This window comes from Stenotrophomonas sp. STEN054 (assembly GCF_056854535.1).
In genome coordinates this window covers 26,269-50,050 of sequence record NZ_JBXFWG010000009.1, presented here as the reverse complement: position 1 = coordinate 50,050, position 23,782 = coordinate 26,269, and the positions used below count along the sequence as shown (strand labels likewise).

The 23,782-nt window shown below is 65.0% G+C and carries 23 protein-coding genes; 14 read left to right on the top strand and 9 right to left on the bottom strand.

Annotation, left to right across the window (positions count from 1 at the left end):
- Positions 1–157: 157 nt before the first annotated feature.
- Both AC1VXD_RS05385 and AC1VXD_RS05380 read left to right on the top strand, forming a co-directional pair.
- Entirely contained in the window at positions 158–964 is an 807-nt protein-coding gene (locus tag AC1VXD_RS05385; protein ID WP_482991183.1) for a hypothetical protein, read from the top strand.
- 177 nt (positions 965–1,141) lie between these two features.
- Positions 1,142–1,657 (top strand): hypothetical protein, encoded by a 516-nt coding sequence (locus AC1VXD_RS05380; protein WP_482991182.1) that lies wholly within the window; start codon positions 1,142–1,144, stop codon positions 1,655–1,657.
- A 92-nt stretch (positions 1,658–1,749) separates the two neighbouring features.
- On the opposite strand, the gene AC1VXD_RS05375 is transcribed toward AC1VXD_RS05380, so the two are convergent.
- From AC1VXD_RS05375 to AC1VXD_RS05365, 3 genes are all read right to left on the bottom strand, one after another.
- Positions 1,750–2,937: an integrase arm-type DNA-binding domain-containing protein gene (locus tag AC1VXD_RS05375; protein ID WP_482991181.1), complete on the bottom strand. Its 1,188-nt coding sequence runs from the start codon at positions 2,935–2,937 to the stop codon at positions 1,750–1,752.
- Between the two features lie 228 nt (positions 2,938–3,165).
- A complete protein-coding gene (locus AC1VXD_RS05370) occupies positions 3,166–3,891 on the bottom strand; it encodes an SIR2 family NAD-dependent protein deacylase (protein ID WP_482991180.1) in 726 nt (241 codons plus the stop codon).
- 106 nt (positions 3,892–3,997) lie between these two features.
- Positions 3,998–4,606, bottom strand: a complete 609-nt coding sequence (locus tag AC1VXD_RS05365; RefSeq protein ID WP_482991179.1) for a hypothetical protein — start codon at positions 4,604–4,606, stop codon at positions 3,998–4,000.
- A gap of 679 nt (positions 4,607–5,285) precedes the next feature.
- Here AC1VXD_RS05365 and AC1VXD_RS05360 point away from each other — a divergent pair.
- Entirely contained in the window at positions 5,286–5,702 is a 417-nt protein-coding gene (locus AC1VXD_RS05360; RefSeq protein ID WP_482991178.1) for a type II toxin-antitoxin system RelE/ParE family toxin, read from the top strand.
- A gap of 50 nt (positions 5,703–5,752) precedes the next feature.
- Complete coding sequence (locus AC1VXD_RS05355) at positions 5,753–6,133, top strand: addiction module antidote protein (protein ID WP_482991177.1); 381 nt, start codon at positions 5,753–5,755, stop codon at positions 6,131–6,133.
- Between the two features lie 11 nt (positions 6,134–6,144).
- Here the strand turns inward: AC1VXD_RS05355 and AC1VXD_RS05350 are convergent, their stop codons facing one another.
- Together AC1VXD_RS05350 and AC1VXD_RS05345 are read right to left on the bottom strand one after the other, a co-directional pair.
- Positions 6,145–6,549 (bottom strand): hypothetical protein, encoded by a 405-nt coding sequence (locus AC1VXD_RS05350; RefSeq protein WP_164073692.1) that lies wholly within the window; start codon positions 6,547–6,549, stop codon positions 6,145–6,147.
- A gap of 495 nt (positions 6,550–7,044) precedes the next feature.
- Entirely contained in the window at positions 7,045–7,545 is a 501-nt protein-coding gene (locus AC1VXD_RS05345; protein WP_482991176.1) for a hypothetical protein, read from the bottom strand.
- 196 nt (positions 7,546–7,741) lie between these two features.
- Between AC1VXD_RS05345 and AC1VXD_RS05340 the strand changes: the two genes are divergently transcribed.
- From AC1VXD_RS05340 to AC1VXD_RS05325, 4 genes are all read left to right on the top strand, one after another.
- The gene (locus AC1VXD_RS05340; RefSeq protein WP_482991175.1) at positions 7,742–8,506 is read left to right on the top strand and encodes a DUF3011 domain-containing protein; all 765 of its coding nucleotides are present in this window, start codon (positions 7,742–7,744) and stop codon (positions 8,504–8,506) included.
- An 815-nt stretch (positions 8,507–9,321) separates the two neighbouring features.
- Complete coding sequence (gene rocF, locus AC1VXD_RS05335) at positions 9,322–10,242, top strand: arginase (RefSeq protein WP_482991174.1); 921 nt, start codon at positions 9,322–9,324, stop codon at positions 10,240–10,242.
- A gap of 150 nt (positions 10,243–10,392) precedes the next feature.
- Positions 10,393–10,530 carry an entericidin A/B family lipoprotein gene (locus tag AC1VXD_RS05330; RefSeq protein WP_079224917.1) on the top strand — a complete coding sequence of 46 codons (138 nt, stop codon included), beginning with the start codon at positions 10,393–10,395 and terminating at the stop codon, positions 10,528–10,530.
- Between the two features lie 189 nt (positions 10,531–10,719).
- A complete protein-coding gene (locus tag AC1VXD_RS05325; protein WP_116863167.1) occupies positions 10,720–10,941 on the top strand; it encodes a CsbD family protein in 222 nt (73 codons plus the stop codon).
- A 79-nt stretch (positions 10,942–11,020) separates the two neighbouring features.
- On the opposite strand, the gene AC1VXD_RS05320 is transcribed toward AC1VXD_RS05325, so the two are convergent.
- Entirely contained in the window at positions 11,021–11,848 is an 828-nt protein-coding gene (locus AC1VXD_RS05320) for a hypothetical protein (RefSeq protein WP_482991173.1), read from the bottom strand.
- Positions 11,849–11,956: 108 nt separating this feature from the next.
- Here AC1VXD_RS05320 and AC1VXD_RS05315 point away from each other — a divergent pair, with 108 nt between their 5' ends.
- The 4 genes from AC1VXD_RS05315 (at position 11,957) to AC1VXD_RS05300 (ending at position 16,592) form a co-directional block, all read left to right on the top strand.
- A complete protein-coding gene (locus tag AC1VXD_RS05315) occupies positions 11,957–13,252 on the top strand; it encodes a tryptophan--tRNA ligase (RefSeq protein ID WP_482991172.1) in 1,296 nt (431 codons plus the stop codon).
- 168 nt (positions 13,253–13,420) lie between these two features.
- Complete coding sequence (locus AC1VXD_RS05310; protein WP_482991171.1) at positions 13,421–13,717, top strand: hypothetical protein; 297 nt, start codon at positions 13,421–13,423, stop codon at positions 13,715–13,717.
- Positions 13,718–13,901: 184 nt separating this feature from the next.
- Positions 13,902–14,834 (top strand): MBL fold metallo-hydrolase, encoded by a 933-nt coding sequence (locus AC1VXD_RS05305; RefSeq protein ID WP_482991170.1) that lies wholly within the window; start codon positions 13,902–13,904, stop codon positions 14,832–14,834.
- Positions 14,835–14,939: 105 nt separating this feature from the next.
- A complete protein-coding gene (locus tag AC1VXD_RS05300) occupies positions 14,940–16,592 on the top strand; it encodes a M28 family metallopeptidase (protein ID WP_482991235.1) in 1,653 nt (550 codons plus the stop codon).
- 139 nt (positions 16,593–16,731) lie between these two features.
- Here AC1VXD_RS05300 and AC1VXD_RS05295 read toward each other — a convergent pair whose 3' ends face one another.
- Positions 16,732–17,067: a hypothetical protein gene (locus tag AC1VXD_RS05295; RefSeq protein ID WP_482991169.1), complete on the bottom strand. Its 336-nt coding sequence runs from the start codon at positions 17,065–17,067 to the stop codon at positions 16,732–16,734.
- Positions 17,068–17,098: 31 nt separating this feature from the next.
- The gene (locus AC1VXD_RS05290; RefSeq protein ID WP_482991168.1) at positions 17,099–18,433 is read right to left on the bottom strand and encodes an MFS transporter; all 1,335 of its coding nucleotides are present in this window, start codon (positions 18,431–18,433) and stop codon (positions 17,099–17,101) included.
- 312 nt (positions 18,434–18,745) lie between these two features.
- Here AC1VXD_RS05290 and yedA point away from each other — a divergent pair, with 312 nt between their 5' ends.
- Positions 18,746–19,651, top strand: a complete 906-nt coding sequence (gene yedA, locus AC1VXD_RS05285; protein ID WP_482991167.1) for a drug/metabolite exporter YedA — start codon at positions 18,746–18,748, stop codon at positions 19,649–19,651.
- A gap of 10 nt (positions 19,652–19,661) precedes the next feature.
- Positions 19,662–20,561, top strand: coding sequence for an EamA family transporter RarD (gene rarD, locus AC1VXD_RS05280; RefSeq protein WP_482991166.1), 900 nt, complete (start codon positions 19,662–19,664; stop codon positions 20,559–20,561).
- Between the two features lie 142 nt (positions 20,562–20,703).
- Here rarD and AC1VXD_RS05275 read toward each other — a convergent pair whose 3' ends face one another.
- Complete coding sequence (locus tag AC1VXD_RS05275; protein ID WP_482991165.1) at positions 20,704–23,529, bottom strand: TonB-dependent receptor plug domain-containing protein; 2,826 nt, start codon at positions 23,527–23,529, stop codon at positions 20,704–20,706.
- Positions 23,530–23,782: the final 253 nt, after the last annotated feature.

Below are 23,782 nucleotides of genomic sequence, written 5' to 3'. Positions count from 1 at the left end.
CTCCTCATCAGGGACCTCCGTCTAGTGCCAGCGTAGTATGGGGGTCGAAGGGGTCGGTGTCAACACCTGTCTCCTCCCTGTCTTCATTTTTATCTTATTTGAGTTGCGGTCCGTATCTTATGGGCGTATGTTAATGGCGTATATGGAGGACCCACGCATGGCCATCAAGAAGCAACGAAGCCCGTCCTACCCGGGAATCACACTGGAAGAAGCTGTCCAGCGAGCTAAGTCGTTCTATAAGAATGAGGGTAAGCACGAGACGCTGGTATCAACGGCAATGAGCCATTGGGGCTATTCGTCGAAGAGCAGCGGTGGGCTAGTGGCGGTCGCCGCACTCAAGGCGTATGGCTTGATGGGGGATAAGGGGAGCGGTAACGAGCGTAAGGTGTTTCTGACACCGTTCGGACTTAAGATCATCATGGATGAGCGTGTCGTATCTCCGGATCGCGATGCGGCGATAAAGCAGGCTGCTATGACGCCCAAGATCATGGCCGAGCTCTGGAGCAAGTACGGCTCCGATCTACCGTCGCATGACACGCTGCGGCACTTTCTGCGCGTGGATAAGGCATACAGCGATGGCGCAGTGAAGGATGTAATCAAGGTTTATTTGTCCAATCTCGACTACGCAAAGCTGAACAGTTCTGACGTGGTGGAGATAGCAGATACCGACGAAAGCGCAGATAGCAATGACGAGCCGGATAGCAGTAACGGCAACAGCGTTGACCAATCGCAGGACGCTCCGTATGTCAGCACCTTCATGCCGCCGATGATGCCCGCAGGCCGTCCGGCGGCAGCTACATATGTAGGAGAGGAGATCGCCAACTACCGCGTCTCAAAGACGACGACGATCCGCCTGATCGCAAACGGCCCCTACTCTCGGAAGAGCATGGAGGGTTTAGTGAAGCAGATTCAGCTCGCTATCGAGTTGGGCAATTTCGACGACTTGCCAGAGGATGAAATCTGAGACGATCGTGGCTGCCAGTGTTTGACGAAGGGCCCGCCTAGCGCGGGTCCTTTCCTTTCAGGGGTCTAGAAGGGATGGTTCTGACGCGCAGGGGCTGTTGTGTGCGGGGAGGGGGCTCCCGGATCGAGGGAACCGCGACCTAATGCCTACGTACCCACCAACACGTAGGAGAACGCCATGAAGCTGGACGACATACCCACCAAGGAACTGCTGGCCCTGCACAACCGGATCGCCGACAAGCCCGCAGGCCTCAAGACCTTCGCGACCCGGACCAAGCTCGTCGCCCGGATCGAGCAGGTCGCGGCCGACAAGAACATCGACCTGGCCTCGCTCGGACAGCCGAAGAAGCCCAAGGTGACCAAGGAGCGCACACAGCCTCAGGGTGAAGCCGCCGAGGCGCTTGAAGCGACCGAGAAGAAGCCCCACGGCAAGGGCATCGGTGCGCTCGCGCGCGCGATCCTGATGGACCCTGCGGGCTACCCGCACGCGCTGGTGGCCGAGATGGTCAACGCACAGATCGAGGGCGCGGCGGCGACCCCCAAGTCGGTGCGCTGGTACGCCAACGACATGCGCAAGAAGAGCGTCGTGGTGCCGCCCCGTCAGAAGCAGCATCCCGCCGACATGGACGCAGAGCAGTCCGCCGAGGCGCTGTCCACCGTGCGCGTAGTCGAGCCCGCGCCGTCCGATGGTTGACGCTGTTCTTCAGTCGTGCACGAGAAAGGGCCACCTGCAAGGTGGCCCTTTACTTTTCATCGCCTTGTGAGCCGACGCGTTCCGACGGTGGATCAGATGGCCAGCGTCGGCGGCCACGTTCCCGGCTCGTGCACGAGGCCGAGCGCGTCGAGGATGTAGCGCGACGCTTTCCCTTGGTATTCGCGCAGGTGGTCGATCGACGGGTGCAGGTAGCCCATCGTGACGCCGCCGCTGGACGCGCTGTGATTCAGCAGGAACCGCAGCTCCAGCAGCGGCACGCCGGACTGCAACGCGAGCGACGCGTAAGCGTGGCGCAGAGCGTGGCCGGTGAGGTCGCCCAGCTCGTGCTGCTGGACCTCCGCCACCCGGCCCGACGCCGAGTCGGCCGGGAACAGGTAGGGAGTCTTGCGCCTCACGCCTTCGGCGTTAGCCTCGCGGTGCGCCAGCAGGTCGGCGAGCGCCGACGACAGCGGTAGGTCGAACTTCTTGGAAGAGCCGCCCTTAGGGTTCGGGACGTGCAGGCGCCCGTCGCCCAACTCCGCGCGCCTCGCCTCGCACGCCGCCGTCCGGCGCATGCCCGACAGCAGCATGAACAGCTGGAGGTCGCGGCGCACCGGGTTGCCCAGCGACAGCACCGCCTTGCCCCACGCCCTGAGCTTGTCGGGGCTCGCGTCCACCTCGCGGCGGCGCATGCCATTCATGTCCACGTTGCCCACTGGGTTCGGCGGCAGGTCGGGGAACTGGCGCAGGGCGCGGTTGTAGACGGAGCGCAGCACCCGCATGACGTTGTCGCCCGAGGTGGCGCCGCTCCTGTCGGTGATCCTGCGGTGGCGCTCGCGCACGCCCTGGCGGTCCGAGCCAATCTCGGCCAGTGGCCGGTCGAGCCAGTCCTTGAGGTAGTAGGTGACGTGGTACTCGTAGCCGCTGCGGGTCTTGTCGGCCAGCCGCCGGGAGTTGAGGTGCAGGTCCAGCGCCTCCCGCAGGGTGATACCGCGCGCCCGGGACTTGCGACGCTCCTCGTTCGGGTTGGTGCCGCCCCGCATGCCCACCAGCGTCTGCCTCGCGAGGTCGCGGGCCTGCTTTGCGTCCATCGCCGGGTGGTCGCCCAGCTTCGTCCGGACCTGCCGGCCGTTGACGAGGGACTGGACGTAGAAGCTGCGCTTGTTGGCGGTGACGATGAGGTAGAACCCCCTCATCTCGGTATCCGCGTGCAGGATGCTCTTGCCGCGCTCGGGCGCGGGGGTGCGCTCGACGAGCGCCTGGGTGATCTTCGACTTCATGCTGGCTCCAGGTGACGGGGCCACGGCACGGACACGATTTTGCACCACAAGGTGCCGTGTTCAGACGCGCCGTTTGTGCCCCTGAAGCCTCATTAAGTCGCGGTTTTTCCTTGATGTAAGCGGCCCCGGACCATCCGATTTCAAATAATGGCAAGCTATCCGTGTACCGACTTGTAAACAGTAGGTCATCCGTTCGATTCGGATAAGCGGCACCACCACCTTCGCGCCTCACGAGGCGCTGTCTGAGCCTTCGCGCGCACCCGTGAGCCATTTTTCGGCCAGGCGAGGAACAACAGCGGTGGCCAGGCCCTGCAGGTAGGTGAACCCGTAGGGGAGCCTGTCCATCTCGAGCGAGACCAGCACTTTCTCAGCCCTGCCGCGCGCAGCCTTGACCAACGAAGCCGCTGGATGGACGGTAAGTGACGTGCCTGCAACAAGAACCTTTGCTGCAGTGGACACGTGCCATCGCGCCTCATCCATGTACTGCGTTTCCTCCCCGAACCAGACAATGTCAGGCCTTAGCTGAGTGCCGTCCTCGCACAGCTGCCCAAGCGAAATCGCAGAGTCCTCGATACGGTAGCGCTTCGGGCTATCCGACGTGCCACGCGCATAGGCAAGTTGGCCATGCAGATGAATCACGTTGCTGGAACCAGCGCGCTCGTGAAGCTCATCGACGTTCTGGGTGATTACGACCACCTCAAAGGCCGATTCCAGGGAGGCGATCGCCGAGTGTGCGGCATTTGGCATCGCGTTCCATGCCTGCAGGCGACGCTCGTTGTAAAAGGCCAGGACGGCTTCTGGACGAAGCCTCCAACCCTCGGGACTGGCTACCTCCTGCCACGAATAGTTGTTCCAGAGACCATGCGAATCGCGGAATGTAGGCAAACCGCTTTCCGCGCTCAAGCCGGACCCGGAGAGAACAACGACTTTGTTGGGTACTACGTCAGGTTTCATGCGGGCGCTCGTCATCTGGCAGTCGGGCATCTGCACCCGGCTATGCAACACATCCATAGCGCACCGCTGCTGACCAAAGCAAGCTGGATACTTGCCTGCCTGACCTTCAGGATGAAGACAGCCCCCAATTGCCAAGCGCCTTGCTGCAGAAGTCCACGGTACGCAGCACACCATCTGCACCCTGATACTTGTCGTCTCCGCAGAACTGCTCTGTGAGGCGACGTCCCAGTCGGCCATTGAAGCTTACGTCCGAAGTATTCAGAAGCGCCTGAGCGCTGACATTGGCACCGCCGGCAACGGCTTCCACAAAAGGTTGGTCAACCGAGAGATGAAGGACGTTGCGGTCGAGCATCTCGCCGCCGGATTCCACTTCTATCCTGAGGATGAAGGTGATGCCGTGATCAGCCGGAATCAGCTCCTTCTTTGCCATCTTCTTGAGTAAGGACGTAGCGTTGCTAGCGAATCCATGCAGGATGTCAGACTCGCGCCAACCGTTGCCCTTGAGCGTCATCACAAGTCGCGGTGGTGTGGCGAACGGTTGAGCATCGACTGCGACAACGTTCGGATGCATTTTCATTAAGGGCGCAGGATCTATCGAGTTCTCGCGCGACGACTCATCAGCTTCGGAAATTTTTGCCTCGCTGCCCTGAGGGGCTGTCGTGGGGGCACATCCTGCGAGGCCAGCCAACGCCAAAATCAACATTATCTCTTTCATTTCCAACTCCTATTTACAGTGGTCAGTTCAGTGCGTGGTGACACGCCAAATAAAATCCGAAGTCAGAAGTCCTGCCAGGGAACGACTGAACGCTGGCGAAGATGCGTAGCGGCGGATGCCATGCTCCATATCCCCTCGTAAGTGCCACACGTCGGAAGTGCGCCCATGGATTGATCGATGACTACGGCATGCAGTGCCGCCGACCAGGAAACTCCTCGACCTGAACGCCACCCGACAGCGGGGAGTTCGCCAGCGCACTTTTCCTCCCAACGGGAAGAATCGCTGCGCATCCGCTTACGTGGGCGGAGTGAACATCATCTTGCCGCTTCAGGCGCACTGCGGCCACGCGTCTAGAGCCACAGCTTCAGTCCAGCCGACCTTTCCATATCGAGCGAGCGCCCCACAGGCTAGGGCGAGCGCAAATATTCCTGCAGGTTTGACGATGTACCTCCGGCGGGAGCGGTCACGCCTATGCCGACATTGCAGCCGCTCGGGCATGGGCAGATGCGTCACGCTGCGCATGAATCAGTACGAAATTCCTTCATGTAGATTTTGCGGAGTTCCGGCACGCAGGTAGACAACGTCGTCCTCGCCGATGTGCATTGTGAAAGAACCGCCTTGCGCCGGTTCTTTCTTCTAAGCCGGCGAGTCAACCCGGTGATGCGGCGAAGGAGGAGTCGTGCCGACATTGCATATCGGCGCGCAACGCGGCCGGCCAGTCATCAGCAACGCGTTGAAGGAGCCGGCAATACACATCCTCCCTCGCCCTATTGAAAATGCAGCATTTGTCCATTATATTGGACATGTGGCGAGGATCCAGACCACCTCCGAGTTCAATGACTGGTTCGGCAGCCTGCGTGACAAGCAAGGACGCCAGCGCATCTCCGTGCGCATCACCCGGCTGGCACATGGAAATCCTGGGCAGCACCGTTCACTGGGCGGTGGCCTGCAGGAACTCAAGATCGATTTCGGGCCTGGCTACCGGGTCTACTTCACAGAGTGGGCGGGCATCACCTACATCCTGCTGTGCGGAGGCGACAAAGACAGCCAGTCCCGGGATATCGAGCGCGCTCGCGAACTGGCGAGCCGGCTCTGATTCCACACTCTTCCACACGCTGCATGTGACATCAGACACGGCAGGCTGCCATGAAAAACACACTGAAACTGCATGACTGGGACGCGGCTGAACACCTGCACGACGACCAGGACATCGTCCACTTCATTGAGGCCGCGCTCGAGGAGGCGCCCGACGATGCAGCATTCATTGCATCGGTGCTGGGTGTCGTGGCACGAGCGCGCAACATTGCTGATCTTGCGCGCACTACCGGCATCGCCCGCGAAACCTTGTACAAGATGCTGCGTGGTGAAGGAAATCCCACCATGGGCAATCTGAGCAAGCTGGCCAAGTCGCTGGGGTTCCGATTGAGCCTTGTGCCGATCGATGGCAACGGCAAGCCAGCCAAGCCCAAACCGAAACCCAAGCCTGCCCGCAAAGCAGGCAAGCCGGCGGCAAAGAACGTCGCCTGAGTTTGCAGGGCTCACCCCGCCCGCGACTGCAACGCCACGTACTCGGCCAACCCCCGGCAGGCCAGCATCAGTCCTTCGCGCGAGCCGTCGCCGATATCGTCTTTCTCATCGCCATCCACGCGCACGCGTTCGGTGGCGTGGTAAAGCTCCAGCAGCGACACCAGACCTGTGGCAGCGCGATCCCGGCGCGCGTTGGCGACGGCCTCGCCGGGTGAGCGGACCGGGCCAGGCCATGGCCGTCCGTCGGCCGTATCGCCGGCCGCAATCTGCTGCAGGCAGCTGCGCAGGGTGATGGGGGAGGGCGCTTCGTTCGCGGCAGCGAAGGCAGCTTCCAGCGGCTGGGCCAGTTCGGGCGGCAGGCGGGTGAGGGCGTCACCGAGCGTGGCGGCCAGATACGGGTGGCGGGATTTGGACATGTGGGCATCCTCGGCAGGAACGGAGGTGCCACCGGTTAGGGTGGCAGGCGATGCGTGGCTTCCAAGACCGTGTCAATGAACCGGCGGGTACAAGACCCCCACGCACCGCCCGCCATAGCAAGGCAGACGGATTGCCAGCCGGCGTCGCCCACAACCAAGCGACGCCGACTGACAAGCGTAAACATCATTGACACTGCGGTCTTGGAAGTCCCGGCTACCGATGCAGGTAGCAATTCATCTTGGGCATGCCAAGCCGTGACGCACCAATCAATTGTTCTGATGAATTCGGCGTTGCCGAAAGGAAGAATGAATTATCGCGATTGGCTCGTTTCGGTCGTCTTATAGGCAAAAACGACAATTCGCGCCGGCGTGATCGCACTGTCCTGGCGCAAGTGCCTATACCACCACACTGCAGGCCAGATGGCGTCTGCACTGCAAAGCAGCCTTAACCGTCGTACGTACCTCGCACACAATCCGCGCAGCACCAAGTACGTCTCAGCGCTTCCCGCTATCGCCCGGCACCAGATGTCGCCACGGGAACACGTTCTTCTCGAAATGGCTGACGTAACCGCCCATGCCCGCTTGGATGATCATGAACTGCAGGCCCGGCCGCATCGCCTGCAGCGCCTGCAACTGCGCCGGCGACAGCGCGCTGTTACGTAGGCGGAAGCCGTGCACCGGTGCGAACGCGTCACTGGCGAACAGGCGCTCGTACGCGGCGAACGGCGTCACCGCATCGGCCTCGCGAACATCAGCCCAGGTGAACTGCAGTTCGGTGGACTCGCTGAAATCCAGCAGGCCCAGTGCAGGCAGGTTGCGCGATGCAGCCAGGTGTTTGATGAAGCGTTGGGTATTACTGCCCGGGCCGATCTGCAGGATGTTCAGATGTGGCAGCGCTACGTCGAAGAAGCTGGCTTTAGGTGCATTCGGCGCCACCAAGCCGGTCAGATACGGCGCACTGCTGGCGAAACAAGCGATTTCGACAGCCTCTTCCACGATCACTGGGCACGTTCGAATTCAGGCGCGGCCATGGCAGGTAACCGGTCGTCCGTGGGTGAGCCGGGATGATAGCCCCGGCCCTGCAGGTTCGGCAGCGCCGTACCCGTCTTCATGACGCCCCTCACGAACCGCCCTCCCCCTCCCGACGCATACTGTCGCCATCCGCCCGTCCGGGCCACTTCGGGAATCGATCATGCGCCGCCACGCTGTTTCCCTTGCCGCTGCACTGCTGTGCTCCGCCTTCGCGGCCCCGGCCATGGCCGCCGTGCCGTTCTTCAACGCCAGCTGCCCCGCCGGCCTGGATGTGCACGCCGACGAGGGCGGCCCCGTGTACGTGCAGGGGCGGGAGGCGGCGCTGAAGCGCTTCAGCGACCGCTATTTCGAAGCGCGCGACGCGCAGAGTGGGGTAACGCTGTCGATCACCACCGGTGACGACGGTGCGCCGCAGATCAGCTACACCGGCCGTGGCGGCGCCAACGGTATCTGCCAGGTCAGCGGCAGCGCCACAGGGGCGGCAGAGCGGCATGACCGCCGCCACGATGACAGTGACGATGAAGGTGGGGCGCTGCCGGGGGAGGTGACCTGCGAGTCCACCGACCAGCGCCAAGTGTCGTGTGAAATGGACACGCGCGGCAACGTGGAAGTTGCCCGGCAACTCAGCCACACCCGCTGCGAGCAGGGCCAGAATTGGGGCCTGTCGCGGCACTCGGTGTGGGTGAACGGCGGCTGCCGCGCAGTGTTCCGCAATACCTCGCGCGCTGCCTACACGGCGCCCAGCAGTAACACTGCACTAGGGTCCTGCAATACGCGCAAGGGCGCACAGGGCACGCTGGTGACCCAGGTGCCGGTGGGCAGCGATTATCAGGAACTGATCATCGATTACCCCGATGGCCGCTTCCTGTGCATGCTGCGCAACAACGGCGAGGTGCAGAGCGTGACCCCGGTGCGCCGTCGCTGAGCGCCGAACGGGCCCTGGCGTGGTGCGCCGGGGCCTGCGGTCAGTGGTACCCGGCGCTATTGTCCTTTTGGACGCCGCAGCTGCGCGAGAGTGTCATTGTTGTTCGACGGGATCGCTACCCTTTTTGTAGGTGTACCCGGTGACGCTCCACCCGCCGCCATGGGCGGACAATGGTGCAACCCAGGTAAATTCCCACGACTGTACGGACCCATCGGGCAGTATGTTTTCTACTCTATAGATCTCACCCGGAACACCCTCGGTAGGCAGCTTCCCCGGGATCGAGTCATTGGAGCTTGCAGATACCCGACCACATCACACTGTGCTCGACGTGCACCGTGCCATAGCCCAGTGGTGCGAATGCAGGGCGGACATTCTGGGTCACCCACTCAAGAACATGTCGTGCGTCAGTGCTCTGCCTGGAAAACTCCTCGGACACTACGGTATGGGTGATGCGCGGTGAGGCTGCCATTGCAACGGTGGGGACAATCGTCGCGAGGGCAATCGTCAGCGCTACGAGCCCATTGATCCTGCACTTCATCAGCACTGCTTCTCCGGTTCTATATGTAAGGGAGGCGCACCGATACTCAAGGTGCCAATGCAGAGTTGCGCCGCGAAAGAGAATGGATAAGAGGCAATCGCGACTCACATGTGAAGTCGGTCAATAGAGTCCGGATCTCGAATGCCCCAGAGTGGGGTTATCTGACCCGAGATTCCATTTGTGCTGGCAGATCATCCGGTTCCCTGCTGCACCGCCGCGAGTGGTGTCACATCCCTCTGGCTAGACTGTGCTTCTTTTTCGTTTGCAGGAGGCACCCATGGCCCACCCCATTTCCGTCACCCTGATCGGCGTGCCCACCGACGTGGGCGCGGGCCATCGTGGTGCGCGGCTTGGCCCGGAAGCCCTGCGCGTGGCCGGCCTGCCGGAGGCGCTGGAGGCGCGCGGCGTGGACGTGCGCGACCTGGGCAACCTGGATGGCCCGCGCAACCCGTGGACCTCGCCGGTGCAGGGCTACCGCCACCTGGACGAGGTGGTGGCCTGGAACCGTGCGCTGATGGAGGCCAGCTACGCTGAACTGCAGGCCGGGCGCATGCCGATCATGCTGGGTGGCGACCATTGCCTGGGCATCGGCTCGATCACCGCCGTCGCCCGCTGGTGCCGCGAACAGGGCAAAACCCTGCGTGTGCTGTGGCTGGATGCGCATTCGGATTTCAACACCAGCGAGGTCACCCCGTCGGGCAACATCCACGGCATGCCGGTGGCCTGCCTGTGCGGCCTCGGCCCGGACGCGCTGACCCAGCTGGGCGGCAGCAGCCCGGCCATCACCCCGGCGCAGATGCGCCAGATCGGCATCCGTTCGGTGGACCCGGACGAGAAGCGCCTGATCAAGACCCACAAGGTCGATGTCTACGACATGCGCTACATCGACGAGAACGGCATGAAGCGCGCCGTGGAAGCGGCGCTGGCCGGCATCGACGGGAACACCCACCTGCACGTCAGCTTCGACGTGGACTTCCTCGACCCGAGCATTGCCCCGGGCGTGGGCACCACGGTGCCGGGCGGGGTGAACTACCGTGAGGCGCAGCTGGTAATGGAGATGATCGCCGACAGTGGGCGCATGGGTTCGTTGGACATCGTTGAACTGAACCCGCTGCTGGACAAGCAGAACGCGACCGCCGAGCTGGCCGTGGACCTGGTGGAGAGCCTGTTCGGCAAGTCCACGTTGATGCGCGACTGAGTCCACCTGTCTGCGCCTGAATGGCTTCGGGGCCTGTTCACACTCGCTGCACGCGGCAGACGCCAGATTGCACGTCACGCAAGGGCATTCCACTTCGGGAATGTCCGAGCGCGAAGAACCCATGTAGTGGCGAACCCCAGGAGAAAACCCATGAAGCGTGTCGTTGCCCTGATGCTGTTGTCGATGTTCTCGGTGGCCATGCTGGCTGGCTGCAATACCGTTGCCGGCGCCGGCAAGGATGTGCAGAAGGCAGGCCAGTCGGTTGAGGATGCCGCCAAGGGCAACTGAGCCCGGGGTGGTACCGAATGAAAAGGCCGGGACACTGTCCCGGCTTTTTTTGTGTGCAGCTCAGCCCGCCGGTAGTGAACCATTCAAGCAGGTGAGCACGTTTTTCATGGCAGGTTGACTGTTGTTCAACGCCCGGTGCGCGATGCTGCAGCCACGGTAAGAACGCCGTTGCAACCGAGGACTCCAGCAATGAACAAAGACATCATTTCCGGCAAGTGGTCGCAGCTCAAGGGCAAGGCCCAGGCCAAGTGGGGCGATCTGACCAACGACGATTTCGATGTGGCCGAAGGCAATGCCGAGTACCTGTCGGGTCGTCTGCAGGAACGCTACGGTTGGGCCAAGGACCGCGCCGAGAAGGAAGTGAGCGAGTTCTCCGACAGCGTCCGCAAGGATTACCCGGACTTCAAGTAAGTCCGTCGCGCTTCCCCCACAGCGCGCCCCCACAGCCCGGCGCCCGTACCGTGATGGTGCGGGCGTCGTGCTGTCTGCCTCAGCGTGCCGGCGGGTCGGGCACGTAGCGGTTGGGGAAGGCCTGCGGTTCGCGCGGCAGGCGCGAGCGCGGCTCCAGCGGGCGTGCGTCCAGCACGATGCCGCGTGCGCGCAGGTTGCGTGCGCTGTCGTAGCGCAGCTCCTGCACCTGGGCGGGGCTGCGGCTGGCGCGCTCGAATGCGGTGTCACGCACCTGCGAGGTCTCGCGCTCACCGTGGCCGGTGCCCAGTGCCGGGACCGGAGATTTGGCCGCATAGCCTTCGGCACGGCTGGCGCTGCTGTCAGCGGCCGCTTCGGCCGCCGGGGCCGCGGGCGCCGGTGGCGGCAACTGCCGCAGGCGCGGTTCCGCGCGGGGCTGCGGGCGCCAGCGGTACATCTCGTTGAACACCGCGATGCCGATCACGCCCACGTTGTCCGGCCGCCCGGTGCGGCTGGCATAGCTGCCGCCGGGGCTGCTGAACACGAACTGGGCCACCTCGTCCTGGCTCTTGCGCCAGCCGGTGATGTCCGCGCTCTGGCCGGGGTTGAGCACGTAGCCGGTCTGCGAGGGGTTGGCGTCTTCGCCGGAAATGGCATTGATGCCGTCCACCGACAGCACCACCAGCACGCGGCGCGGGCTGTCGTTGTAAAGGCGCACCGCATAGCGATGGCCGCGCTCGCCGGCTACCCAGCGCTGGCCATCGGCGGGGTAGCTGCGCAGTTCGGTGCCACGGTCGCGGTCGACCAGGCTCATGCGGACCGGGCCGTCCGGGGAGACCGGTGGCGGCAGCGGGGCCGGGCGGAAGCCGGCCAGGGGCAGGATCAGCAACAGGGGCAGCAGGCGTTTCATCGGGCGTCTCCAGCGGGGTTGGGTGAACAAACGCGCCGCAGGCGCTGACGGGGTTGGTCGCGGGCACGGTAAACTGGCCCTGTTCATCGAAGGTTACCCCCCGCAGTCATGACGACCCGAGTCCTTACCGGCATCACCCCCTCCGGCACGCCCCACCTGGGCAACTACGTTGGCGCCATCCGTCCGGCCATCGCGGCCAGCCGCGCGCCGGACATCGAGAGTTTCTTCTTCCTGGCCGACCTGCACAGCCTGATCAAATCGCAGGACCCGCAGCGCACCCAGCGCGCGACCCTGGAGATCGCGGCCAGCTGGCTGGCCTGCGGCCTGGATCCGGAACACGTGTGGTTCTACCGCCAGAGCGACATCCGCGAGACCACCGAGCTGATGTGGTTCCTCACCGCCATCGCCAGCAAGGGCATCCTCAACCGTGCCCACGCCTACAAGGCGGCGGTGGACAAGAACCGCGAAGAGGGCGTGGACGAGGATGCGGGCGTCAGCGCCGGCCTGTTCATGTACCCGGTGCTGATGGCCGCCGACATCCTGATCTTCAAGGCCAACCAGGTGCCGGTGGGCCGCGATCAGATCCAGCACATCGAAATGGCGCGCGATTTCGCCCAGCGCTTCAACCACGTGTACGGCAAGGAGTATTTCCCGCTGCCGGACGTGGTGATCGACGAGCAGGTGGCCACCCTGGCCGGCCTGGACGGCCGCAAGATGAGCAAGAGCTACCACAACACCATTCCGCTGTTCGTGCCGCGCGACGAACTGAAGAAGCTGGTGTTCTCGATCCTCACCGATTCGCGCGCACCGGGCGAACCGAAGGACACCGAGGGCTCGGCGCTGTTCCAGATGTACCAGGCCTTCGCCACCCCGGAACAGACCGCCGAATTCGCCAAGGCCTTCGCCGCCGGCATCAGCTGGGGCGATGCCAAGCAGCAGCTGTTCGAGCGCATCGACGGCGAGCTGTCGCCGCTGCGCGAGCGCTACAACGCGCTGATGGCCGAGCCGGAGAAGATCGAAGCGCTGCTCAAGCGCCGTGGCCAGCAGCTGCGCGAGCAGCTGGCGGCCCCGCTGCTGGAAGAACTGCGCCATGCGGTGGGCCTGCGCGACCTGTCAGGCGCCGGCGACATCGCCAGCGAGGATGCCGGCGTCGCCCGCGCGGCACCGCCGCTGTTCAAGCAGTACCGCGAAAAGGACGGCCGCTTCTACTTCAAGCTGACCGCCGGCGACGGCACGCTGCTGATCCAGAGCGAAGGCTTCGATTCGCCGCGCGATGCCGGCCAGCTGATCGCCGTGATCAAGCAGGCCGAGCAGGGCGACCAGCTGCAGAGCGAGCTGTTCAAGCTGGAAGCCGAGGTCGATGCCGTGCTGGCCGCGCTGGCGGTGCTGCGCGAAGCGGCCTGACCCGTTCCGCCGATGTAGAGCCGAGCCCACGCTCGGCTTTGCTTTTGTAGAGCCGAGCCCACGCTCGGCTTGGCGGAAAAGCAGCCGAGCATGGGCTCGGCTCTACCCGACCACACCACACATGGCATGATGCCCACGCGCCCCCGGCGCGATGACATGGAGTCTGCGATGGCCTGGTTGTCGCTGCTGCTGTTCCTGCCCTGGTTCCTGTTGCTGGGCAGCCTTTACTGGCTGTTTCCGCGCCAGCCGCGCACCGCGCGGCGGCGCCTGTTCGACACCGCCACCCTGGCGCTGGCCTTCGCCCTGAGCATCGGCTCGATGCTGTGGGGGTACCACATCGGCCGGGTGCAGCCCGGCGCCGGCCCGATCTGGCCGCAGGTGCTGGCGGTGCTGTATGCCTATGGGGCGTTCCTGGCGGTGCTGGTGCTGGCCCTGCTGCTGCGGCCGAGGTACCTGGCCCGGTAACCATGTTCGGCTGCACGCGCCCTCTGTAGAGCCGCGCCCATGCTCGGCTGATGTCTGGCAGAAAGGCAGCCGAGCGTGGGCTCGGCTCTACAGAATTGCCCCCTCCGACCAAAGCCGCATCGAACCGGCCCCACGCACGCGCCTACCATGGGGCTCTGTTCCTGATCCTGCCAGGTGCGTGCCGATGACCGCCGATCCCAGCATCCACACCATCGATACCGGTTTCCAGCGTCCCGACTTCGACGCGGCCTACCTCATCGTCGAGAAGGGCCGCGCGGCCTTCGTCGATTGCGGCACCGGCCTGTCCGTGCCGGCCATGCTGCAGGCGCTGGCCGATGCGGGGCTGGGCGTGGAGGCGGTGGACTGGCTGCTGCTGACCCACGTGCACCTGGACCATGCCGGTGGCGCCGGCCTGCTGATGCAGCAGCTGCCGAATGCAAAGGCCGTACTGCACCCGCGCGGCGCGCCGCACATGATCGACCCGACCCGGCTGATTGCCGGTGCCACGGCGGTCTACGGCGCGGAGGAAATCGCCCGCAGCTACGGCCGCATCGAAGCGATTCCCGAGGCCCGCGTGGTGGTGGCCGAAGATGGCCACCGCATCGACCTGGCCGGCCGTGAACTGCTGTTGCTGCACACGCCGGGGCATGCGCTGCACCACTACTGCGCGTGGGATGCGCGCAGCCGCAGCTGGTTCACCGGCGATACCTTCGGCATCTCCTACCGCGAGCTGGACAGTGCGCAGGGTGCCTTCATCTTCCCCACGTCTTCGCCGGTGCAGTTCGATCCGGAGGCGATGAAGGCGTCGATCCAGCGCATGCTGGGCTACGGCCCGCAGGCGATGTACCTGACCCACTATGGCCGCGTGCAGCAGGTGCAGAAGCTGGCCGACGACCTGTTCGAGCAGATCGATGCGATGGCGACGATCGGCCGCCAGTGCGATGGGCGCCCGGACCGCCACCGTTGCCTGCTGGCCGCGCTGCAGGCGCTGTACCTGGAACGTGCACAGCAGCATGGCTGCGCGCTGGACCAGGCGGCGGTGGCCGAGGTGCTGGCGATGGACATCGAGCTCAACGCGCAGGGCCTGGCCTGCTGGCTCGACCGCATCAGCCGGTAGATCCACGCCATGCGTGGATGACGCAGGCCCAGGCCGCGCCGTGATGTCACGACCACGTTACACTCGGGTGACTCCCCTTCCTGCCGTGGTATTGCCGTGAATCCGATGCGTGTGTTGCTGCTGTCGTCCTGCCTCTTCGTCGGGGGCCTGGCCCATGCGGCCAACGACCTGCCCGGTGGCGGCATCGATCCGCAGGCACTGTCGCGTCACGTGCAGGTGCTCGCTTCCGATGAATTCGAAGGCCGCGCACCGGCCAGCGAAGGCGAAGAGCGCACCGTGCAGTACCTGATCGAGCAGTTCCGCAGCTACGGCCTGCAGCCGGGCGGCCCCGATGGCAGCTGGGTACAGCAGGTGCCGCTGGTGCGCGCGCAGCTGGACGGCCCGGCCAAGGCCAGCCTGCAGTTGAAAAAGGGCAAGCGCACGCTGGCCAATGGCGCGGACGTGACCCTGCAGAGCCTGCAGCCGCGCAAGCGCGTGCAGATCAACAACGCACCGCTGGTGTTCGTCGGCTACGGCATCGACGCACCGGAACGCCACTGGAACGATTACAAGGACGTGGACCTGCACGGCAAGATCGCCGTGGTGCTGATCAACGACGCCGACTTTGAAGCCGATGCGCCGGGTGCGTTCGATGGCAAGGCGGTGACCTACTACGGCCGCTGGACCTACAAGTTCGAGGAAGCCGCGCGCCGCGGTGCCGAGGGCGTGCTGATCGTGCACGAGACCGCGCCGGCCGCCTACGGCTGGGCCACGGTGAAGAGCTCGGGCACCTCGCCGCTGTTCGACATCGAGCGCAGCCAGGCCGAAGCGATGGCCCAGCACACGCCGCTGCGTGGCTGGATGCAGCGCGAGCTGGCCGAGGCGATCTTCGCCGACGCCGGCCTGGATTTCGACACCGAGAAGCGCAAGGCCATGCAGGCCGACTTCCGTCCGGTGGTGCTGGACAACGCGAAGCTGAGCGTGGATTTCGCGATCAAGCGCGAGCCGGTGGTGACCCGCAACGTGGTGGCCAAGCTGCCCGGCGGCGAGCATGGCGATGAGGCCGTGATCTTCTCCGCGCACTGGGATGCTTTCGGTATCGGCCAGCCCGACGCCAAGGGTGACCGCATCCGCCATGGCGCCATCGACAACGCCACCGGCGTGGCCACCGTGCTGGAACTGGGCCGCGTGTTCGCCGCTGGCCCGCAGCCGCAGCGCAGCCTGTATTTCGTCGCCCTGACGGCCGAAGAGAAGGGCCTGCTGGGTGCCAGCTACTACGCCGCGCACCCGCTGGCACCGCTGGAAAAGACCGCCGCGGTGCTGAACATCGAAATGTTCAGCCCGGATGGCGCGCCCCGTGACATCGCCTCGTGGGGCAAGGGCCGGGTGTCGCTGGAAGGCGACCTGGAGCGCGTGGCCAAGGCCCGTGGCCGCAGTTACAGCCCCGACCCGAACCTGGAAGCGGGCTTCTTCTACCGCGCTGATCACTTCGCCTTTGCCCGCCTGGGCGTGCCGGCCATCACCATCGGCCCGGGCCTGGACAAGCTGGACGGCGGCGTCCAGGCCGGCCGCGCGCTGCGCGAGAAGTACTTCGCCGACTGCTACCACCAGGCCTGCGACGCCTGGACCCCGAGCTGGGACCCGGCTGGCCACGCCGCCGACACCCTGCTGGTCTACGACCTGGGCGCCGAGCTGGCCAACAGCCGCCGCTGGCCGACGTGGGAAAAGGAATCGGAATTCCACGGCGCCCGCGAGAAGAGCGACGCCGCCCGCCGTTGAAGAGGGTGCCGGCCGCTGGCCGGCAACGCGGGATAACGGAGGGGGTAGAGTCGACCGTTGGTCGACGCCGCGCGAAGCGTGGGTCCTGCACGTTAGAAGGCAGAGCAGTCGACCAACGGTCGACTCTACCGCGCCGGCGTCATCCGCGCCGGCGCAACAACGCCCACGCGCCCCAGCCACTGGCGGCGAGTACGGCCAGATAGCACACCACCATCGTGCGCAGGCCCACCGGGTGCAGCACCCGGCCGCGTGGGTTGCTGCTCATCGCCATCGAACTGTGGCCACTGCCCAGGTCGACCGACAGCTGCAGCACCAGTGCGGCAGAGAACACCAGCAGCGCCACCCCGAAGCCGATGCGCGGCCATGAGGCCTGCGCGCCGGGGCGGCGCAGCAGCCAGGCCAGTGCCGTGGCTGCGGCAAGCGCCGCCGCGATCCACATCAGCGGCGACGCCGGAGACGCAGCAGCCACCGGCATTGCACCGGTGGCTGCGATCAGTACGACGCCCTTACTTGCGGGTGCCGTCGAGCCAGTTCGGGCCCTTGTTGGTGAGGAAGAAGACATAGACCACCAACGATACCGCGATCGTGGCGGTGACGTAGATGGCGAACCAGTCGACGTGGCCGGTCTTCAGCGCGCCCTGGTACAGCAGCGGGGCGGTACCACCGAACAGCGAATTGGCCAGCGCATAGCCCAGGCCCACGCCCAGTGCACGGATGTGGGTGGGGAACAGTTCGGCCTTCACCACCGCGTTGATGGACGTGTAGCCGGTGAGGATGACAAAGCCCAGCGCCAGGGTCAGGAAGGCGAGGGTGGCATCGTGCTGGTGCGGCAGCTGGGTGATCAGGTACCAGCTGTACAGCACGCCGCCCACGCCGAAGAACACCAGCAGGCTCTTGCGGCCGATGATGTCCGACAGCCAGCCGCCGACCGGCTGCAGCACCATCAGCAACGTCAGCACGCCGAGGTTGACCAGGGTGGCGGTCATCGGATCATCCGCGGCAAACGCGCTCTGGATCATCTTCGGGCCGTTCACCGAGTAGGTGTAGAAGGCAATGGTGCCGCCGGCGGTGATCAGGAAGCACAGCAGCAGCGGGCGCCACTGGTGCACGACCAGTTCGTACATCGAACCGGACTTCTTCGCCTTGCCTTCGCGCGCGGCCTCGATCGACGATTCTTCCATCGTCTCGTCCATGCCTCGGCGCAGCCAGAACACCACGACCGCGGCAATGCCACCGATGCCGAAGGCGATGCGCCAGCCGAACTCGGAGATTTCCGGCTTGCCCCAGAAGTTCAGCATCAGGAACAGCGTGAGCTGGGCCAGCACATGGCCGCCGACCAGGGTGACGTAGTGGAATGAGGACAGGAAGCCGCGGCGGCCGGGAATGGCGGCCTCGGACATGTAGGTGGCGCTGGCGCCGTACTCACCGCCGGTGGCGAAGCCCTGCAGCAGGCGTGCGAACAGCAGGATGATCGCCGCCCAGATGCCGATGCTGGCCGCGGTGGGCGTGATGGCGATGAGGAAGGAGCAGACGGCCATCAGGGTGACCGACACGGTGAGCGCCAGGCGACGGCCGTGGCGATCGGCGAAGCGGCCGAAGAACCAGGCGCCGATCGGGCGCATCAGGAACGTGGCGGCGAAGATCGCCCACACGTACAGGGTGGAGTTCTTGTCTTCGGGCGAGAAGAACTGCGATTCGAAGTACACGGCGAACACCGAGTACACGTAGACGTCATACCACTCCACCAGGTTGCCGGCGGAGCCTTTGAGGGTATTGGAGATCGAGCGGCGCAGCGCGGCGCCGTCGGTGCTGGGAACAGCAGGTTGGGACGTGGTGCTCATCTGGGTGAGGATCCTCGATGCGGTGCTTCCGTGCGGGAAAGATCGGTGCCAGGGGCGCGCGTGGGGCGCTGCCAGCCAGCCTCCTAGGTACTGCATCCCACGTCAACGCCGGGTGCCGGAGGGGCGGGCAGGGCATGGGGACCGCACAGGGTGACAGCGGCCCGAAGAGGGGACCATAGCTAGATCGTCGTACGCGATGTCGCGGGCTGCGCGTTCAGTAAAGCCCTGCAAGGCCTGCGTGGCTGCCGGAAGCGGGGTTGCTCCGTCACCCGAACCTTCTAGAATCTCTTTTCCCCTGCCTGCTGGTGCGTCATGTCGGCTTCTCCTGTTCCTTCTGCGGCTGCCCCCCGGGGTGGCCTTGTCGCGCTGGCCTTGCTGCTGGTCTACGTGGTCTGGGGCTCGACCTACCTGGGCATCGCCAAGGCCCTGAACGGCGGCGCGCTGCCGCTCACCATGGTCTCCGGCAGCCGCTTCATCATCGCCGGCGGCCTGATGTACCTGGCCCTGCGCCTGTTCTGGAAGATGCCACGGCCGAGCCTGCGGCAGTGGCGCAACCTGGTCATCATGGGCGCGACCATGCTGGTGCTGGGCAACGGCATGGTGGTGCTGGCCGAGCGCGAAGTGTCCTCAGGCCTGGCCGCGACGGCGGTGGCCTCGGTGCCGCTGTGGATGGCGCTGTTCTCCGCGTTTCGAGGCCAGCACGCGAGCCGCGGCGAATGGCTGGGCATCGCGATCGGTTTCATCGGCGTGGTCTGGCTCAATGCCGGCAGCAGCCTCACGGCGTCGCCCACCGGGCTGGTGCTGCTGCTGATCGCACCGGTCGGCTGGGCGTTCGGCTCGGTGTGGGCGCGCGGCCTGGACCTGCCTGGTCCGTTCATGACCGCCGCCGGGCAGATGATCTGCGGCGGCGTGCTGCTGGTGCTGATCGGCCTGGCGGTGGGCGAGCGCCCGACCGCGCTGCCCGACGCCGGCGGCCTGCTGGCCATGGCCTACCTGTGCGTGTTCGGTTCGATCGTGGCGTTCACCGCCTATGTCTGGCTGCTGCACAACGTGCGCCCTGCGCTGGCGGGCAGTTACGCCTATGTCAATCCGGTCATCGCGGTGCTGCTGGGGGCCGTACTGAACGGCGAGCGCTTCGGCTGGCGCGATTTCCTGGCGATGGCGGTGATCCTGCTGGGCGTGGTGGTGCTGACCATGGCCCGGACGTGGAAGAAGTGAGCATGAGGAAGTGAGCATGGACGAACAGGAACAACGACGCGGCCTACTGGTTACCGCGTCCACTTTTGTGCTGTGGGGGCTGGTGCCGGTGTACTGGCATCTGCTCAACGAGGTGCCGTCGTTCCAGATCATTGCCCACCGCATCATCTGGTCCACGGTGCTGGTGGTGGCGTGGCTGCTGCTGAGCGCGCGCCTGGGCTGGTGGCGGAAGATCGCCGCGCAGCCGCGCGCGCTGCCGATCCTGGCGGTATCCAGCCTGACCATTGCCTTCAACTGGGGCCTGTACATCTGGGCGGTCAATGCCGGGCATGTGATCGAAACCAGCCTGGGCTACTTCATCAACCCGCTGGTGAACGTGCTGCTGGGCGTGCTGGTGCTGAAGGAGCGCCTGCGCCGCGTGCAGTGGATCGCAGTGGCGATGGCCGCGGTAGGCGTGGCCTGGCTGACCATCGATGCCGGCACGCCGCCGTGGATCGCGCTGGGCCTGGCGTGTTCGTTCGGCCTGTACGGCCTGCTGCGCAAGCTGGTGTCGGTCGATCCGGTGGCCGGACTGGGCGTGGAGAGCCTCTACCTGTTCCTGCCCGCGCTGGCGTTTGCGGTGTGGGCCGAGAACGGTCATGGCGGCGCGTTCTTCCACGGCTGGGGCTGGCGCAACGATCTGCTGCTGGTGTTCGGTGGCGTGGTCACTGCGGTGCCGCTGATCGGCTTCGCCTACGGGGTGAAGCGCATTCCGCTGTCGCTGGTCGGCATCCTGCAGTACATCGCACCGAGCCTGCAGCTGCTGCTGGGGGTGTTCTTCTTCCACGAGGCGTTCGATACCGGCAAGGCGATTGGTTTTGCGGTGATCTGGGCCGGGCTGGTGTTGTTCGTCGGCGAGAACGTGCGGGCGATGCGGGCGGCGAAGCGGTAATCGCGATGGGGTCAGAGCCCTTCGCGTTGCGAAGGGATCCGACCCCGGCTCCGGCAAAAAAGAACGGCGCCCCGGGGGGCGCCGTTCTGCTTCCATCTCCGGCCAGGAGAGAGTTGGCCGGAACGGGAACGCGGGTGCAGGCTTAGAAGCGCTGCTGGTATTTCATGTACATGAAACGACCGATGTCGAAGCCGCCGTAGTAGACGAAGCTGCTGTTCGGCTGGCTGTACATCACCGGACCCTGGTGGTCGAACACGTTGTTCAGGCCCAGCGAAACGGTGCCATCCCACGGCAGGCTGTAACGCACCTGCAGGTCGTGGAAGGTGTTCGAACCCACCTTGTTGGTCGGCGAGGCATCGGTGTAGGCCGAACTGAAGCCTGGCAGGTTGCACTCGTCCAGGTAGGAGCACTTCTCCTTCATGCTGGAGTAGTAACGCGCGGTCCAACCGATGCCCAGGTTGCCGTACTGCCAGTCCAGGTTGAAGGTCGAGCGCACGCGGAAGTTGCCGCCCCAGCTGGTCAGCTGTTCCACCGGCGTGGTGACGGCGTTGTCGTTACGCTGTTCCAGGTAGTCGGTATAGGTGGTGTTCCAGGTGACGGCGAACTTGCCGAACGCGGTTTCCGGCAGGCGGTAGCGCGCACTGATGTCATAGCCGGCGGTTTCGCGGTAGCCGGCGTTGACCAGCGAGCGGTCCAGCGCATTGACCTGGCCGTTGCTGCCGCGGGTGAAGCGACCGCAGGCCGCGTCCGAACCCTGCACGTAGCACTGTTCCAGGATGCTGGTGGCCGACTCGCCGACGATGGCGTTGTCGATGCGGATCTTCCACCAGTCCAGGCTGACGTCCAGGCCCTGCACGAAGTCCGGGCTGTAGACCAGGCCGACGGTCCAGGTCTTGGCGGTTTCCGGCTTCAGCTCCGGGTTGGAACCCGAGTTGAAATCGGTGGTGGCCTGCTGGCCCGGCTTGCTGGCCACGCTGCCGTCGCTGTTGAGCTGGCGGAAGTTGGCCGGCACGTTCAGGGCCTTGCAGCGTGCGGCAACCGCAGCGCTGGTGGCGGCGGTGCCGAACGAGGTATCGCACGGGTCGGTGAACGAGTCACGGCTGCTGACGGTGCCGCCGTACAGGTCGTCCACGGTCGGCGCACGGAAGCCGGTGCCGTAGGTGGCGCGCACCAGCAGGCTGTCGATCGGCTTCCACTTCACGCCGAACTTGCTGTTGGTGGTCGATCCGAAGTTGTTGTAATCCGAATAGCGACCGGCCACGTCCAGCGATAGCTCACGGGCAAAGGCCATGTCGGCCAGCAGCGGCACCTGCAGTTCCAGGTAGACCTCGCTGAGCGAGTAGTCGCCCTGGGTCGGCTTGCCGCTGGTGCCGGCGATCTGGCCGTTCTGCACCATCAGGTCCGGGGTGTAGCGTGCTTCTTCGGTACGGTGCTCGAAGCCCATCGCGGTCAGCACGTCGCCGGCCGGCAGGGTGAACAGCGAGCCGGAGATGTTGGCGCTGGCCACCTTGGTGGTGGTCTGGCTCTTGTCCACGAAGCGGGCGAACAGGTAGTCCTGCACGTCCTGGTTGCTCAGCGAGCCCGGGCCGGTGTAGCCCATCGGTGCGGCCGGGTTCCACGGCACGCAGCCGGCGATCACCGCATTGGTGGTACCGCAGTAGGCCACGCCATCCTTGATGAAGGACGGGCCGACGGCGAGGTTGACGTTCGGCTGGTACATGCTGCCGGTGCCGATGCGCTCGCCTTCATTGCGGTTGTAGGTGTAGTTGACGTTCCAGTCCCAGTAGCGCGAACCGGTGTCGAAGCTGCCTTCCAGACCCAGGCTGCCGCGCTTGGTGTCCAGGTTGTTCTCGGTGCCACGCAGCATTTCTTCGGTGCGGTGCGAGAACAGCACGTCCTGGCCCCACAGGTTGAATGCGCTGTCCTTGGACAGGGCGGCGCGGGTGCCGTTGCGCGCCTGTGCGGCAGTCACCGAGTACGGGTAACCGGCCAGGTGCTTGCTCGATTCACGCTTGCTGTACAGCGCATCGGCGACGACGCGCAGGTTGTCGTTGATCGAGAAGCCACCGTTGGCGAACACCGAAGTGCGCTCCAGGCCGGTCAGCAGGCTCATGTTGGTCTTGGTGTTGGCGCCATCGGCCGGGTTAAGCGTGTGGAAGTTGGCTGCATCGGTCGGGTCACCGCCCGGGCCGACGGTCACCGGCTTTCCGCCGACGGTGACGCTGCCCCACGGCGTGGTGCCGTTGAGGCCGTCGTTCGGGTGGCGCGGGCCGTTGACGTAGCGGGTGAACTCACGCGCGCCGCCCATCACTTCGTCTTCCTTGGTGCGCTCGGCGCCCACGCTGAACCAGCCGCGGTCGAAAGTCTTGCCGAAGGTGGCGCTGTAGGAGCGCTTCTGGCCGTCACCTTCGCCGTACTGGCCGACGTAGACGCTGGCTTCGCCACCGTCGAAATTCTTGCGGGTGATGATGTTGACCACACCGGCGATGGCGTCCGAGCCGTACAGCGCCGACGCACCGTCGGTCAGCACTTCCACGCGCTCGACGATGGCCGAGGGAATCGAGGCCAGGTCGGAATAACCGCCGGCGCTGACGCCCATGCGGCGGCCGTCGATCAGCACCAGGCTGCGTTCCGGGCCCAGGTTGCGCAGGCTGACATACATGCCACCGAAGTCGCGCGAGGAGGTCAGCGACGAAGCGCGGCTCATGCTCGGCGAACCGGCAGCGGTTACGTCCTGCAGGATGTCGGCGACGTTGACGTAGCCCTTCTTCTCGATCTCGGCGCGGTTGAGCGCGACCACCGGCTGGGCGGTCTCGACACTGGCCTGGCGGATGCGCGAGCCGGTGATTTCGATGCGGTCGAGGTTGGTGGTGTTGTCGCCCGCATCCTGTGCGAAGGCGGGGGTGGTGCAGCTGGCAGCCAGCGCGATCACGATCGCGTTGCGCAGCGGGGTGGTCTTCAGGGACATCCGTGAAATCTCGTGTTTCAGAAAAAAACATGCGCCCGTTCTGTGGGCGCGTGGGGTACTGCAAACCAACGTGGGGGGCGGGATTCTAGAGTGTTTTCATTCGTAACTGTTTGTCCCTGCGTGTTTCATCGCGTTGAAGATGAATCGCAACCAACAATCCACAGGAGGGCTGTGCGCAACGTCACGCGCGCGCTGTATTCGATGCGCAGAGGCACCGATAACGGCTGCAATCGCATGATCTGTAATGCGCAGG